The sequence below is a fragment of the Microbulbifer mixtoriginis (SeqCode) genome (assembly GCF_052467235.1).
Map to the genome: position 1 here is coordinate 4,290,289 of NZ_CP174305.1, position 15,178 is coordinate 4,305,466.

Annotated in this window: 15 protein-coding genes; 5 read left to right on the forward strand and 10 right to left on the reverse strand. The window is 50.8% G+C overall.

Annotated features, from left to right (window positions below; all coding sequences use genetic code 11):
* The first annotated feature begins 125 nt into the window (after nt 1–125).
* The 4 genes from ACJJIO_RS18835 to ACJJIO_RS18850 all read left to right on the forward strand — a co-directional run bounded on the left by ACJJIO_RS18835 (nt 126) and on the right by ACJJIO_RS18850 (nt 4,243).
* Nucleotides 126–743 carry a LysE family translocator gene (locus ACJJIO_RS18835; RefSeq protein WP_444909444.1) on the forward strand — a complete coding sequence of 206 codons (618 nt, stop codon included), beginning with the start codon at nt 126–128 and terminating at the stop codon, nt 741–743.
* Nucleotides 744–1,460: 717 nt separating this feature from the next.
* A complete protein-coding gene (locus ACJJIO_RS18840; protein WP_444886392.1) occupies nt 1,461–2,960 on the forward strand; it encodes a vanadium-dependent haloperoxidase in 1,500 nt (499 codons plus the stop codon).
* Nucleotides 2,961–3,171: 211 nt separating this feature from the next.
* Complete coding sequence (locus ACJJIO_RS18845) at nt 3,172–3,888, forward strand: helix-turn-helix transcriptional regulator (protein WP_444909445.1); 717 nt, start codon at nt 3,172–3,174, stop codon at nt 3,886–3,888.
* A gap of 34 nt (nt 3,889–3,922) precedes the next feature.
* Nucleotides 3,923–4,243 (forward strand): hypothetical protein, encoded by a 321-nt coding sequence (locus ACJJIO_RS18850; protein ID WP_444909446.1) that lies wholly within the window; start codon nt 3,923–3,925, stop codon nt 4,241–4,243.
* A gap of 334 nt (nt 4,244–4,577) precedes the next feature.
* Here the strand turns inward: ACJJIO_RS18850 and trmA are convergent, their stop codons facing one another.
* Nucleotides 4,578–5,666, reverse strand: a complete 1,089-nt coding sequence (trmA, locus tag ACJJIO_RS18855; protein ID WP_444909447.1) for a tRNA (uridine(54)-C5)-methyltransferase TrmA — start codon at nt 5,664–5,666, stop codon at nt 4,578–4,580.
* Nucleotides 5,667–5,721: 55 nt separating this feature from the next.
* Between trmA and ACJJIO_RS18860 the strand changes: the two genes are divergently transcribed.
* Nucleotides 5,722–6,126, forward strand: a complete 405-nt coding sequence (locus tag ACJJIO_RS18860) for a secondary thiamine-phosphate synthase enzyme YjbQ (protein WP_444909448.1) — start codon at nt 5,722–5,724, stop codon at nt 6,124–6,126.
* A gap of 9 nt (nt 6,127–6,135) precedes the next feature.
* On the opposite strand, the gene ACJJIO_RS18865 is transcribed toward ACJJIO_RS18860, so the two are convergent.
* The 9 genes from ACJJIO_RS18865 to ACJJIO_RS18905 form a co-directional block, all read right to left on the reverse strand.
* The gene (locus tag ACJJIO_RS18865; RefSeq protein WP_444909449.1) at nt 6,136–6,471 is read right to left on the reverse strand and encodes a TusE/DsrC/DsvC family sulfur relay protein; all 336 of its coding nucleotides are present in this window, start codon (nt 6,469–6,471) and stop codon (nt 6,136–6,138) included.
* Nucleotides 6,472–6,479: 8 nt separating this feature from the next.
* Nucleotides 6,480–6,770 carry a sulfurtransferase complex subunit TusB gene (gene tusB / locus ACJJIO_RS18870; protein ID WP_444909450.1) on the reverse strand — a complete coding sequence of 97 codons (291 nt, stop codon included), beginning with the start codon at nt 6,768–6,770 and terminating at the stop codon, nt 6,480–6,482.
* A gap of 1 nt (nt 6,771) precedes the next feature.
* Complete coding sequence (gene tusC, locus ACJJIO_RS18875) at nt 6,772–7,134, reverse strand: sulfurtransferase complex subunit TusC (RefSeq protein WP_444886385.1); 363 nt, start codon at nt 7,132–7,134, stop codon at nt 6,772–6,774.
* Nucleotides 7,135–7,136: 2 nt separating this feature from the next.
* Nucleotides 7,137–7,529 (reverse strand): sulfurtransferase complex subunit TusD, encoded by a 393-nt coding sequence (tusD, locus tag ACJJIO_RS18880; RefSeq protein WP_444909451.1) that lies wholly within the window; start codon nt 7,527–7,529, stop codon nt 7,137–7,139.
* Nucleotides 7,530–7,594: 65 nt separating this feature from the next.
* A complete protein-coding gene (locus ACJJIO_RS18885; protein ID WP_444909452.1) occupies nt 7,595–8,278 on the reverse strand; it encodes a Bax inhibitor-1/YccA family protein in 684 nt (227 codons plus the stop codon).
* 178 nt (nt 8,279–8,456) lie between these two features.
* Entirely contained in the window at nt 8,457–10,904 is a 2,448-nt protein-coding gene (locus tag ACJJIO_RS18890; RefSeq protein ID WP_444909453.1) for an endonuclease/exonuclease/phosphatase family protein, read from the reverse strand.
* Between the two features lie 9 nt (nt 10,905–10,913).
* Nucleotides 10,914–12,188, reverse strand: a complete 1,275-nt coding sequence (locus ACJJIO_RS18895) for a glycosyltransferase (protein WP_444909454.1) — start codon at nt 12,186–12,188, stop codon at nt 10,914–10,916.
* A complete protein-coding gene (locus ACJJIO_RS18900; RefSeq protein WP_444909455.1) occupies nt 12,185–14,428 on the reverse strand; it encodes a hypothetical protein in 2,244 nt (747 codons plus the stop codon). Before ACJJIO_RS18900 ends, ACJJIO_RS18895 begins: the two co-directional genes overlap by 4 nt.
* On the reverse strand, nt 14,428–15,135 hold the full coding sequence (locus ACJJIO_RS18905) for a TVP38/TMEM64 family protein (RefSeq protein ID WP_444886380.1): 708 nt from the start codon (nt 15,133–15,135) through the stop codon (nt 14,428–14,430). The genes ACJJIO_RS18900 and ACJJIO_RS18905 overlap by 1 nt, the downstream gene beginning before the upstream one ends.
* Between the last annotated feature and the right edge of the window lie 43 nt (nt 15,136–15,178).

Sequence of the window (15,178 nt, forward strand, 5' to 3'; positions counted from 1 at the left end):
TACCCGTTAGCGAAAAGGATTTTCAACATCAGAATCGGACAAGAACGACCATACAAGCAGCAGCACGATTGCCCGCAAAATATGTAAGCTGAACGTTATACCCTTGCAGGAGAAGGATACACCGGATGATATCTTTAGAGTTTTTACTTACTTCGTTAGTTGTAGTTTTAATTCCCGGGACCGGAGTGTTGTATACTGTGGCTACCGGATTGTTTATTGGTAGAAAAGCAAGTTTATTTGCTGCCCTAGGATGCACTTTAGGCATCATTCCAGCACTCTTAGCAAGCGCTTTTGGTTTGGCTGCAATTTTTCAAACTAGTGTAATAGCGTTTCAAATCGTTAAATACATTGGAGCTGTCTACTTGCTTTATTTGGCATATCAAATGTGGCGTTCCTCATCTCCTTTATCAGTTTCTAACCAGCAGTCAGACAGCAAATACTCAGGCATCATAGTAAAAGGCTTTTTGCTAAATATACTAAACCCAAAATTATCTATTTTCTTTCTAGCGTTTCTTCCTCAGTTTATTCCAGCTACAACAGAAGGTGCATTGGATAGCATGCTTACACTTGGCGTTGTGTTCATGATAATGACGTTTGGCGTTTTTATTGTGTATGGTTTTCTATCAGGTAGTTTTAGCGCATTCATTATTAAATCAGAGAAAGCAAGCATTGCAATTCAGAAGCTCTTTGCAACTAGCTTTGCAGCACTCGGCATCAGGCTGGCGTTTAGTGAGCGGGTATAACAAGCCAATTAACTTCGCGCCTGAAACCTCCTCCAGTTAAGTGGGTAGTAGCTTTTCACTCTAAGTGCCTGAAGGCGCTAATTAATCGATGTCGCATCCTTGCTTGTGGTGAAATTCTCAAAATTTATCTATGTTTTTCTATCACCTCCCTAGGTTTATTCTGACACGCTAGGCAATCTGATCGTCTCATCTTTAATTGAAATTCATGTCGACTAAAACAACAAAGTTAAGTTGAAGAATATACTTTCCTTCGAGTTATTTATTTATATGAAGATGGCGCTAGGGTAGGTTTTAAATTCACTGTTTGGAACACTTTTCTTACTCCATTCTTGTGTCTTTTTTAGGGTGTAAGTTCTTGTATTTTGGGGTATTTGGCTGTGTCCCTTTCATCGGTTAGGCTGTTTGGTAAATAGTAGGTGCGATCTAATAAGAACTTTATATGTATCGTTTGCTTAACTGCCAGCAGTATCTAAGTACTTAATAAGAGAAGAACTCTAATGGTAATTGGTCTCCTCTTGGCTTGACACTACATATTTAGGATGCTTGCGTTGTATCACAATATTGCAGTAATGCGGGCGTTATGATCACTATAAATGGTAATGGGGGGTAGTAGTGTCAAAATTTTGAAATAGTCTACGTGGCTTTTGCTGACGGCGGAAATGTCTTATGGGACGAAAGTTCTGTTATTAATGTTAATCAAATGAAAAGGGAAGTTTAATGCGAAGCAATAAATTTTATAAGCAGGCTCTAAAAGGAGTTTTGGGTTTTCTAGTTGTTTCAGCTAGCTGGCAGGCTCAAGCCTTCACTTGCCCACAATTGGCCGATGTTACATTGCCACCAAAGTGTAGCTCTGTAGACTTAGAGAGTTGCAATGCTGCAGTACAGAATATAATTCCTGCTGCGGCCTGCGCAATTTTTGAGGTTTCGCCCGCTGCTAATGATGCAACTTTAGTGCTACGTTTTACGACATTAATAACCAACTCCTGGTTTGATGCAACAGCACCTTATCACCCTACTGCAAAAGGTGTTTATTCTGACATTGCAAGGATGCCTCAGCCATCGGATAACAGTGAATTAAATATTGCACTTTCTTACGCATCTCATAAAGTGCTAAGTGGGTTGTTTCCACATTTGGTACCGGAATGGGATAACATGCTGGTTGAATTAGGTTTGGATCCCTACAACCTTTCTGAAGATACTACTACGCCGATTGGTATTGGTAACTATGCCGGCCGAAAGGTATTGGAAGGGCGCGCCAATGACGGTATGAATCAGTTGGGTAATGAGGGAGATCAGCTATATCATCGTTTACCCTATGCCGACTATACCGATTTCAAGCCAGCTAATACGGCATACAAATTACGCTTCCCTTCTAAGTGGCAACCAGCTGTTTTAATGGAGCGCCCTGGCGTATTCCGGGTTCAGCAATTCGTAACCCCTCAAATTGCACTGACAACACCCTATAGCTATGAGTCTCCGGATGAATTCACCTCTCCAATACCTCTGAAGTCAAAAATCTGGAACTATCCAAGTTATGTTGCGCAAGTTAATGATGTACTGAATACGTCAGCGAGCTTGACGGATGAGCAGAAGATGAAAGCCGAGCTGTTTGATATGAAGATATTCAGCTTGGGCTTTGCTGCTGTATTTGCATCTGAATCTCAAGGTCTTTCGTTGATGGACTTCATTCATTATGACTTCCTCACCAATATGGCCGCTTTTGATACAGCTATTGCAATTTGGAAAGAAAAGCGTCGCCATAATTCAGTACGGCCTTTTTCTGCCGTTCGTTATATTTATAAGGACGAGCTAGTTACTGCTTGGGGTGGCGTAGGCAAAGGAACAGTGAACGACTTGCCAGCTAGCCAATGGACAAGCTATTTACCTGTAGCAGATCATCCGGAATATCCCTCTGCATCTGCCAGTTTTTGTGCAGCTCATGCAGAAACAAGCCGCCTATTTTTACCTCAAGGAGATACGTTAGGGTATAGCGTACCAGCTCCTGCGGGAAGCTCACAGATCGAACCTGGTATAACACCGCAAGCTGATATGTATTTGCATTTCCCGACTTGGACATCGTTTGAGGAAGACTGCGGAAACAGCCGTGTTTGGGCTGGTGTGCATTTTGAACCTTCAGTACCAGCGGGCCAAAAGATAGGCCGTGAAATTGCGAGCCGTGCCTATCAATTTTATCTTTCAAAAGTGGCAGGCGAATAATAAGGATTTATCGGGGCGGAGAGTGTATTTGCTGATTCAATGGTATGATTAATGATTACACTCTGCGTCTTGCTCCTTATGCGCAATCTTTCCGCTTTGTCATAGCGGCGTAGCGGAACTTGGGTGAGGTGACTAGATTTTCCTGAGCTGTTAAAGTGTTTGTTATTTTGATTAATGTTTCCTTAGTTATGGATAGAGAGAAGTAACCAAAATGAGGAAATCAGATAGGCTTTTTCAGCTTGTGAACATTTTAAGAGCTCACCAGCCTATAACTGCAAAAGAACTTGCCGAAAAATTATCTGTTTCTGAACGGACAATATATAGGTATATGGATGATCTCTCTGTATCGGGGATTCCTGTTTATGGTGAAGCAGGTGTAGGGTATCGCCTTTCAAATGGGTTTGAGCTTCCCCCATTGCAATTAACACAAGAAGAATTTGAAGCGCTTATTATTAGTTTAAATTTACTGTCTTCATGGACTGGGGCTGAGTTAAAGCAATCTTCACTTTCACTGTTAAGTAAAATTGAAGCTGGTTTACCTGATCTTGGGAAGTATGACCTCCATAAAACAGTTAGGGTACCAGGTAAGCATTTAAGATCAGTGGACTTCAGTTTGTGGGACCAGCTTCATAAAGCGATTAGTCTAAAGCAATGGATTTATCTTTCATATACTTCCCTGGTAGGCAGTAGGTCAAAGAGAATCGTTTATCCCTTGGGTCTCTTCTATTGGGGTGGCAAATGGACCCTTGGTGGATGGTGTGGTTTAAAGCAAGATTATCGTGACTTTAGAATTGATCGTATTGAAAGCCTTGACCTGGAAGTGCCCCAGCTTGAACTTCCCACTAATGTTAGCTTGTCAGATTATATTGAAGTGCAGAAAAGCTCATCTTTGCAAAACACTACTGACACAATGCTGTCAGGAGTCTAACCCGATAATGTGACCTCCACAGAAGGAGTGAATCATGTTATATCACAATCGAACGGCTGATTTTATAGGTTTTGAATTTGCTACATTTCGTCTCCGGGAAGGTGTTTCGGAGAAAGACTTGATAGCATTCTCAAAAGAGGTGGATGATGCGTTTTTATCTAAGCAAGAAGGCTTGTTATCTCATTTCCTTCTGCGAGGTAAAAATGGCATCTACGCTGATGTCGCTTTAGCCTCAACCCAGGAAAGGGCTGAACAGATATGTCAGTTGTGGCTGGATAATGAATTTACAAGAAAGTATTTGCAGCTTCTTGACTCGGAATCTGTTGATATGACATTTTGGTCGAGAATTGCTTGATGGATAGCTAGGCACAGAACGAAAGTGATAAGGAGTATTACTTTTTGTGCTGCTCCTTATTTATATCAGTTTTGATCCGAATTGAGAGGATCTCTTCGAGAAGTGCTCATTTTGTTCAAATGTAAGTACTACAATTGTTCCTTCGGGTGTTGGTTTCGCTTTGCTGCAATAACTGGTAGGAAGTAATGCCCCTCTCCTCAAAAGTTCCCTTTCAAGGTTTCCTCTTGATTTGGGACTGTCAGGTCTTCAATTGATTTACAGTGATGATTAGAGCGATGTAAGGCTGTTTCGGGGGCAGTAAGAAGTTGCCCCCGAGTAATACCTTCATTGGTCGTTATTTCCGCACCAGTAACAAGCCGGTTTCGGTGTGGTCTGTGTAGGGGAATTGATCAAATAAGGCAAAGCGCTCGATGCGGTGGGTCCTGCTCAATAGTTTGAGGTTTTCCAGCTGGGTCCCCGGATTACAGGAGATATACAGAATGCGAGGGAAGCGCGCAACCATTGCACAGGTATCTTCATCCAGACCGGCGCGGGGGGGATCTACCAGCACAGTGTCAAAACTGTAACTATCAAGATCTATATGAGCGAGGCGACGAAATGGGCGAACCTTGTCGATAGCCTGGGTAAACTCCTCACTGGATAAGCGCACGATATCCAGATTATTGATGCCGTTTACCTGAATATTCTCCTGGGCAGAGTTGACCGAAACCTTGGAGATTTCAGTGGCTAGTACTTTCTCAAAATTTTCACTGAGTGGAATGGTAAAGTTGCCATTGCCGCAATAGAGCTCAAGCAGGTCGCTGGAGTTCTGGCCGCAGGCATTCTTGGCCCACTGGATCATGGAACGGCAAATGTGCCCATTGGGTTGGGTAAAGCTGCCTTCTACTTGTTTGTACTGATAGCTCTTGCCATCGATATCCAATTTTTCGGTGACGAAATCTCGCTCTAACACCATTTTCTGCTTGCGCGAGCGCCCAAGGATAGGGAAGCCCAGTTTTTCTTGTAAGGCTCTTGCTTCCCGCTCCCAGCTCTCTTCCAGCTTTTTGTGATAGATGAGTGTGATGAGCGCATCACCACTCAAAGTGGTAAGGAATTCGGCGGAGAACAGGCGCTTGCGCAGTATCTCGCTGCTGTTAACGGCCTCCAAGACCTTGGGCATTAGCTGATTCATTAGTTCCGAGCCCACGGTAAATGTATCGATGATAAAAGGCTTTTTATACTCACCCTGGCGATACATGGCGTAATGAGCTACGCCGCCTTCATGCCAAACCTTGAACTCGGCGCGAAGCCGGTAGTGAATGGGCGGAGATGGAAATAGCTCAGGCTCCAGATCGGTAAATTCACGATAGGCCTCGGCCAGGCGCTTGGCCTTTGCATGGAGCTGGTCTTGATAGTCGTCGGTGTTAACGCGGTGCAGTGCCATATTAAAATACGGTAGTCTCAATGGTAGAGCGGGCGCGAATTATATAGGAATCCGTATGGCAATAGGTGAGATTGCAATAAGAGTGTCTGGGCAGGGGCTTCAGGAGTTTACCAGCCAAGTGGCCGATTGGGTGTCGAGGCTCAATGTGGGGGAGGGACTTTGTACGCTATTTATACAACATACTTCGGCGAGCCTGCTGATTCAAGAGAATGCCGACCCTAGCGCGCGCAGGGATCTTGAGCAGTGGCTCAATCGGCTGGTGCCAGAGGATGACCGCCTCTATACCCATACTCTTGAGGGGCCAGACGATATGCCGGCCCATATCAAAGCGGCCCTGACTGCCACTAGCATCTCGATCCCTGTGCAAAATGGGCGGCTAATGTTAGGTACATGGCAGGGTATTTATTTGTGGGAGCACCGACACCACCACGGTGAGCGCAGAGTCATTCTCCATATCTAAATGTTCGGCCTAGAGGCAGTTGGTGGGCTTGGGGAGCCCGGCAATTTTGCTGGCAATCTTGGCTGGGCTTGGGGGGAACAGCTGCATGAGGTAGATGCTGCGACCTTTTTCCGAGCCCAGGTGCTGGCCAATAAACTTTACTAGCGGACGCATAGCGGGAGACAGTTCAAACTGGCGATAAAATTCCTGCAGCAGCCCAATGACCTCCCAATGGGCGTTGGTCAGCTCGATATTCTCGGCGTGAGCTAGTTCTTCGGCCACATCGCGGCTCCAATCATTGAGGTCTCGTAGGTAACCCTCTTTATCCAGAGGGATTTCCCGGCCATTTACAGTTAGGTTGCTCATTGAATTGATCACCGGAACCAACTGACGATGGGGTTATGCTCGGTACATAATTGCACCCAGCGAGCATCGTTGATCATCTCTACTGAGGCGAGTGTCGAGCTGGCCTGTATGCCGCGGGCTTCGCTATCGGCTATCAGGCAGTAGACCTTTGTTTCTTGTAGGTCGTGCAAGGCTTGGTGCTTCAGGGCGTAGACCCCGTCTTCAAGTAAGAGTAGGGCATCGCCTTCGGTGAGACTCTGTAGGCAATCGTATAGGGCCTGGCTGCTAAAAGGCGATTTACTGACAATATGTAAGGTCATCTTAAAAACTCAACACGCACTGGTAAGCAGCGATTAGCTTCCCTGGCTTAGTAACCAGGGAGATTTCCGCTCCGGGAATCTGTATTTGGTCAGGGTGAATACCTCTTTGCTCCAGGCTGTGCTGGCACACATAGAGCTGTTCGACCCCAAACATAGGGAGTGCCATAAGGTTCCGGTACAGGTTTTTTTGTTCTATGGCTTCTGGAGCTTGGTTGTCCAGTAGTTGGAATACGCCATCGCCAAGGAATAACAAATCAACGTCCTGTTCCATAGCCGCTGAGGCGAGCACAGCTTCAATCCCCTCTCGGGCCAGGGCGCTCCCATAGGGTGCAGCCCTGCATAGGGCCAGGGTCTGGTTACCCATTGTTAACCTCCAAAAGTGATCAGGCGCTCAGAGTTGGCAACGGCATCGGTGAGCTGGCCGAGGCCGGCCAGTTCGAAGCCTTCTGCAAGATTGGCTGCGGGCTTTTCCAGGCGGTTTGCTTCCCGCTGGCTTAAGACACCGCGTCTCTGCGCTGCGGCGATACAGACGACCAAATCCAGGTTGTGTTTCTGTTGCAGTGATTGCCACTCATTGATCAGGTTGGCTTCGTCCTGGGGAGGCGCGGCAATATTGTTGCCGTTTTGTATGCCATCACAGTAGAAAAAAATCCGGTAGATTTCATGACCCTCGGCCAGTAGTGCTTTGGCAAAGCGCAATGCGCTGGCTGCCGATTGCGAGGCGTGTGGAGCGGAGTAAATTGCCAGGGAAAACTTCATAGGGGGCCAAATAGTAAAATGCCCCGCAGAGCGGGGCATTGGGTCTAGCTCAGCAGCACTTATGCTTAGTCGTCAGAGGAAGCGAACCCAAGAATGTGCAGCAGGCTGGTGAACAGGTTGAAGATATTCAGGTACAGGGAAGCCGTTGCCATCAGGTAGTTGGTCTCACCGCCGTTGATGATACGGCTGGTGTCATACAGGATGAAACCTGACATCAGAAGGGCAACAACACCACTCAGGGCAACGCTGACCAGAGGCATGTGAATGCCGAAGAAGCCTGCGATGATGACTGCCAGGAAGCAGACCAGTACAGCGATCAGGCCAACAGCCAGGAAACCACCCATAAAGCTGAAGTCTTTGCGGGTAGTCAGTACGTAAGCAGACAGGGCAAAGAAAATCAGGGCTGTGGTACCTAAAGCTTGCATTACGATCTGGCCACCGCCAGCGAGGCCCAGGTAATGGTTAAGCAATGGGCCGATAGATGCGCCCAATAGGCCGGTGAATGCGAAAACAACACCGATGCCGGCGCTGGAATTGGCAGTGCGTGGCAGAACGAACCAAATCAGGGCCAGGGCTCCCAGAGAGCAGATCAGGCTCATGCCGCGGCCCATGCCGACGGCCATAGAGATACCGGCTGTGACAGCACTAAAAAGTACAGTCATGGCCAAGAGGGCATAGGTATTGCGCAACACCTTCGCCGATTCCGAGCGGTCCAGTGCACGGGTATTTGTATAAGCTTGCGGTTGCATTTAGCGACTCCTGCTATTTAATCGATACCGGAATCATATAGCTCGCGGTGGGGACCATCAAGTCGGGAAATCCCTTTTAGGCGCTGGCTATAAATTGAGTTGAGTTCGAAAAACCGCAGTTTTTTCAGGGTTTTAGTCGAATCTTCTCCTGCTATTAATAGGGACCGCTGGAGATTTTTCAAGGGGTTTTGCTTGCTTCGGGCCTAAAAGGCACCTCGATATCGACAATCAAAGGCAGGTGATCCGAAGCTTGCCGGGTCAGCACGGTACGTGGCACTCGCACTTTTTTTATCACAATGCCGGCGCTCAAGAAAATATGATCGATTCGCACCTTGAGAAAAGTGCCTTTAGGGCTATGCCTGGGTGCTTGCTCCTGGGCATCGCGCAGGTAGCCGCAGAGGCGTTTACACTCGGCGGAAGTGGGCAGTGCATTGAAGTCACCGAGTAAAATCCGCTCGCCTTTACAGCGAGGGTTGCTCAGCCATTCTGGTCCCAGCAGGGCATCCACCTGCAGTAACCGCTCTGCGCGCGAGAGTCCGAGATGCGTATTGATCACCTGAATTTTGCTGCCATTATGCTCAACCTCTACCCAAATGGCGCCGCGAGGTTCATCTGCAGCGGGATTGAACAAGCGCCCCTTACCCTTGGGTGGCCCCGGTAAAATTCCTTTTTTGATCAGCTTTGCCGGCAGGTGAGTGAGAATGGCGTCGCCGTAGCGCTCTTCATTGAGGTTAATGGCTGGCTGAAAATGCACATCCATTGAGAGCAACCGTGCCAGCCGCTCAGCCTGATCAAGCCCCCCGGTGCGTTTGCGTTTCACATCCAGTTCCTGCAAGGCGACAATATCGGGGCGGTAGCGGGCGATTACCCTGGCAATACGCTGCGGTGACAGAGTACCGTCGGTTCCTTTACAGCTATGCACATTGTAAGTCATGACTCGCAGAGTTTTTTGTGGCAGCTGGTGCTCATCCAATTTCATCGGGTGGGCGCCGCGCAGGTAGGCCCTCGCAGCAGTGCGTAGATCCTGGGGGCGCCAGTAGCCCAGCCGCGGATCTGGCGGCTGTATATCTTTAGGCATTAGGGCAAAGGCGTGGGTTTCCCTGGGACCGGCGGCACCGTGGCTGCCGTTTTCCATGGCGAAAGTCAGAGGCTGTTCCTCGCTGGAGCACCAGCCGTACATCATAAAGTCGCCGGAGTCGGGGTGGCTGCACAAGCTGATCATGTCGGCAATGGATTGCTCGGGGTAGGGGTGTTCGTCCCCCATCAACTTGCGGCCGTCTTCGGGCAACCTCACCGGGCCGTGTTTCCACCATCCGTGCACCGGGGACTTTGCCGAAGTGGGGTCCACCCGATAGAGCACTAGAGGCACATGGGCCTGTTCAACTATTTTGCGAGCGACCTCTTCGCGGCTGATATTATCCAATTCCAGGTTGTAGAGCATGGCCAGAGGGCCAAGGGCAGTGAGTGCCAAAGGGGTTTTACTGGCGCTGCAATCAATAGACTCCTCCTGCTTTTCTATGTCTTTTTTATCCATCCACTCGCTGCCAAACAAGCGCGCCCGCTCCAGCTGCACGCCGTGCCTGCTTTGGCCTGGCTCAATTTCTGGCGGTTTTGCAAGATCTGACAATGTTTCTGACAGGGCATCGCCAAGGCTGCGGCCAAAGACCTCTTCGTAGGGCTTGGTTTGTTCCTGGCCGTGATCGGAAAAAATCCACACATCGTAGTGGCGTCGATCGGAGGCATGGGCGGCACGCCAAATGCGGGCTATGGCATCGTCGATACCCTTCAATACCCAGTGGGCGAACGCCGAGCGCGGGCCGCGTCGGTGGGACTGCTCGTCATAACCGAGCAAATTGACATAAATAATGGGTAGGCCGCGGCTGATGTCCACCTTGACCCCCATGGTGCAAAATTCTCTTGAGAGAATGGTGATACCGACCCGGGTGGGGACAAACATCAATTCCTTGAGCAAGTTTTGCCCCTGCATCACGCCGCGTATGCAGTCTACAAGGGATAGCAGCAACTCCACCACAATCAGTGCGGCAGTGCGTATCAGACTCCATAAGTTGGTCAGGATGAGAACGGCAATGGTCCAGGGGCTGGCACTGCGCAGGGCTGGGCCCCAGCCCTGATCGGCTGGGCAAAAGTGTGCCTCGCCGGTCTTGGTACCGGCGCGAAACAGGCTCAGGTAGCAACTGCCATCGCGCAGAAGGGGGTCACGCTGTTTGAACATATCCCTGCTTTCCACCAGCGCGGCCACTTCCGGATCGTACATACGGCCGAGTTTTTGGGTTTCATGGATAAGAAAGCCAAAGGCCGGTACAGCCTGGCGCACTCCGTAGAACAGCTCTGCCTGTACAGCGGGGGTGGTGGAGGGAATCCCGGAAAACATGTGTTCCAGGCGGTAGTGTTCTTTGCGGATCAGGCCCTTCAAGAAAGGCATTCGGCCCCCGGAAAGGGCCTTTAAGAGTTCCGGATGTGCCAAACCATCAATCTGGATCAGGATCAAACCCGGTGCGTGGGGTTGACGGCCGCTGGTGGAGAGTCCTAACAGTTTGGCGATCCACTCGCTGCGGCTGAAGCGGCGGCGCCAGCGCCTAATGGAAAGTCCAACTCTGCTTAACATAATGGGCGGCTATGGCTCCGGTGCCTGGCCAAATGCCGCACCGGCGGCTCCGGTCAGACCTTCGATAATCTCCCACTGGGCACCAATAAGATTGCGCATGCGCATCCACTGGGCGAAGAGGGAGTCATCCAGAGCCCATCCGTATTTGAGCAGAGGTTGATAGAGATCCAGCGCTCTCTGTGCACAGCTGTGCATAGAGAAATCCCGTGCGGTGTTTAAGGCTTCTCGGTTGAGAGCCTGGCGTTGTTCCGGGGGTAGCTGGTAAAGCCAGCGGATTGCCTCAATAAAGCTTTCCAGGTTTATTTCCGTCACCAGTCGCCCATTTTTACCATTGCGTACCATTTCCCGGGAGCCGTTGGCATCCAGGGCAATAACCGGTACCCCTCCAGCCATGGCCTCAGAGAGCACTAGCCCCTGAGTTTCACTAGTAGAGGCGAAAACAAAAGTGTCCATGGCGTTGTACATGTCCCGGCGCGCCTCGCCGAGCACTGCACCGGGCATATGCAGACGCTGGGAAAGCCCCCGGCTGGCAAAAATTGCCTGCAGCTCATCCTCAAGAGGTCCGCTGCCGGCAAACAGGAAGTGAGTGTTGCCTTCATCCCGCATAAATCTCGTCACTGCATTGCAGAGGAAACGCAGATTTTTTTCCTGACCAAAGCGGCCCAGATGGCCCACCACAAATGCGGACTTGGGAATACCCAGGCGCCGACGCACTTTGCTGCCGTCGCCGTTGTTATAGTCCTCCAGTTGAACGCCCGTGGGCACCTCGGCGATGGGGGTTTGAACGCCGCGCTCGCGCAATAATTTAACAATGCTGTGGCTGGGTGCCAGTACCAGGCTGGACAGGTTGGCATAGCGTGTGGCTAGCTCAATCACGAAGCGTTTCAGCACTTGAGAGTCAGCGGGTACATAGTGGGTATAGTGCTCATAGAGCGTGTGGTGGGTGAAAACCAGCGGTAGCTCCCGCTGCCGGGCTACCCGAAGGGCAGTCATACCTAGAAGAAAAGGGTGGTGGGCGTGAACGATATCGGGCTTGAATTGATCCAGTCGATCACTCAAATCTGGTGAAAAAGGCAGTGCTACTGAGAAGTCGCTGCCATTGAAATTTTGGATGGCGTGGATGCGTACAACGTGCTTTTCCCCGGAGATTTTCTCTGGAAATTCCGGGGCCACGATCAAAACCCTGTGCCCTCGCTTGCGATATTCTTCGCTGAAAGCAGCGACCGAGTGCGCCACTCCACCGACATGGGGTAAGTAGGTGTTGGTCAGCATGACGATATTCACTGGGATTTTAACTCCACAGATTGCAGCCCCTCGCCAACCAGTGTGGGTGGAAAGCCAATGGGGTTAACAGCAATGGCCGGTGGTTTTCCGTACCAGTCTGCGGTCCAGGAGACCTTTGGGCGGACTCCGGGAGTGATCTCTAGGGAAATCACTCCAAAGCGCGTCGGCGCTGGGCCGAAGCGAATGGGGACCTTGGCAGACGTATCCTTGAGCCATTCCGGCGGTAATCCTGAGACCAGTATCAGGGCGTCCTGTTCCTCTCGCACAAAGCAATTGCGCTGCATGGCGACCCACTCTGCAGCGGCCCAGGCATGCTGCCCGTCGCCCATGCAACCGCCCAGGGAATGGGGGTGGATGGCTTCAGGCCACTGGCCGGTGGGGGAGGCCAGTTTGGCGACACTGCGCATTAACTCCAGGCATCGCCGATCCCCGGCGCGCAGTAAGACCTGGGCAATATGTAGTGTGAGGTAGGCATTGATACCCGAGTGGATCATATCTTGAAAGAAACCGCCGCTGACAAAGCATTTGTCGATCAAAAAGTCAGCCAGGTCGATCAAGCGGGGATCATCCGGGGGGTAGAGCTGTAGTGGATAGCCTGCCACCACGGACCCGATAGCTCCGGCATCCAGGCGCCGGTTGGGAGAGGCCGGCATGGCGGATCTTCCTAGCCGTTCTTGAGCACTGCTGAGGCTTTCGTCAATGGTGCGCTGAAAATCATTGGCGGCGGTGCTGAATCGGTGTGCATTGTCGTCGATGCCTTCTCTGGTGCAGATGGCGGCAGCGGCGTGTAATCCGGCTACTCCCCAAAAGTCATCCCAGTAGTAACAGTCGTTGGGACCCAGGTGCTCTGCACTGAAGCCCGCTGGTAACAGGCCCGCACAGAGGCTGCCATCCTGGGGCAGGCGCTTGTTGATAATCCATCTGGCTCCCTTGAGGATGGGCTCGCACCAGAATTGCTTAAGCGGCTTATTTGCCAGCTGGCAAAATAAGTTGAATATCCAAAGAGCTTCGCCGTTGGAATCCCACTCACCATCCTGGGAGTGAAAAAAACCATCGCGTTTTTGTCGGTGGGGAAACTGATCCAAAGCCCGTTCTGCGCGATCTATCAAGCCTGCGTAAAGCAGTGACTGGATCATAAAGGCGGCATCCCGGAACCAGAATCGCTTGTAGGTGTAGGGGCCTGGGTACACATCTTTGGGGGAGTGCAGAATCAGGGTGCGAATGGCTGAGTCGTAGAGGAACTGGAAGTCCCGGTCTGGAATCTTGAGCGCGCAGTGGCCTGCCAAGCTTTCCGCCCAGCTTTTCGTCTCTGTGTCTTTAGGGGTTTCGCTGTCGAGGGGAATTGAAACTTCCAGCTTCAGGGGTTTGTGACGCTCTAATCGAAACATGGCTGCAGCGGAGGCCATGCCCACATCACATTCACCCTGCATACGCCCAGTTTCGTCTTTCAAGTGCAGGTAAATATCCCCACCGCGATAATCTGAGGCCAAGTGCTTGTCGATGGGTTGACTGAATAAAACCGCTTGCTTGTCTTCAATGAGCCACCCTCGGCCTTGGTCATTGAGGCGCACCTTGTGTACAAAACTGACCCCCTCTGGATTACATGGGCGCAGGACTACCAGTAGCCAGCCGCTGTTCCGGCAACTGGCGGTAAGTTTGATGTTGCAGTGGGGGGCTCCATCAATGGCTTCTACGGCTACAGTGTTGCGCAGTTTGAGTCCGTGGCGAGCGGATTCCGTGACCACAGAGAGGTGATCATCCAGTTCTTGGTGTTGCTCACAGTAGGTGAGTGAGGCGGGAGTTAATTCCTCGCCACCGTCGCCGATTACCCAGGCATCAATAGACCACCCATCGTAATAAGGTGTGACCAGGCCACGGGGATCGACCACCGGCAAAGCCTCACAGTCTGGCAACCCCACAGCGGTCCAATTGCGGTGGCTGAGGTTACAGTGGGTAATAGAAAAAGCCCGGGGGATAAACGAATTATCTCGTGGGTCAAACTGGCGTTGTATCCAATAGGGCCAGACCCAGTCCAGGTTGTGCTGGATTACCTTGCTATTGATCAGTGCACGGGCGTGAAATACCGCACCCGCACGCAGTAGCTCAATGGGCTCGCTGACTTCTGAGGGTTCGGCGAAGCGCTGCAAGCGAGCCATCAATGTCAGCGGATCAAGAAAACCGTGGGCGGTGGCAAATCGGCGTACGAAGAAGCGCCACGGTAGCCATTTCATCCAGGGCATCAGAGATCCTCTTCTTTCACGATCTTCTTCAGGGCGCGTCGCGCCATGCGTGTGAGGCCGATCAAGGCCAGTACAGCCAGTACAAAGCCCATGATGTAAAGCGCCCATTGCACCGTAGTGCGCTCCTCCACCTCACCCAGGGACGTTAGATCCGCGGCGATGGAGCCTACATACACATTGTTCAGGGTAAGGGGAATTACCCCCAACGCGTTGCCCAGTATGAAATCCCGCAAGCGAACCGGTGTCAGCCCAAAGAAATAGTTGGAGAGCTTGAAAGGGAACAGTGGTACCAGGCGGGTTAACATGATCATCTGCCAGCCCTCACGACGAATCACTTCGCCCACCGTGGCGGGCTTTATGTGGGACATAATCCAGCGTGATGGCCTCTCTCCGAGCAAGTAGCGGGCAATCAGAAAGGCCAGGGTTGCGCCTAGGACGGTTCCCACCAGTACCAACAAAGTGCCTTTGATTACTCCAAATACAAATCCTGCGCCCATGGTGAAAATAACACCAGGCAACAACAATACGATCGCTAGGGCAACGATTAACACGAACAGCAGGCTGGTTTGCCAGCCCTGCTCATTGAGCCACTGGAACAGTTCGATCAGTCGCTCATCCAGGTTGAAATACATCATCAGGCTGAGTGCACCGGCCACGGCGATCAGGCAAATCAGAATCACAATTACCGGTAGGAATTTCACCGCCATAGAACTGCTCGGGAGCCAACAACAAGCGGTTTTGATCGCCGCC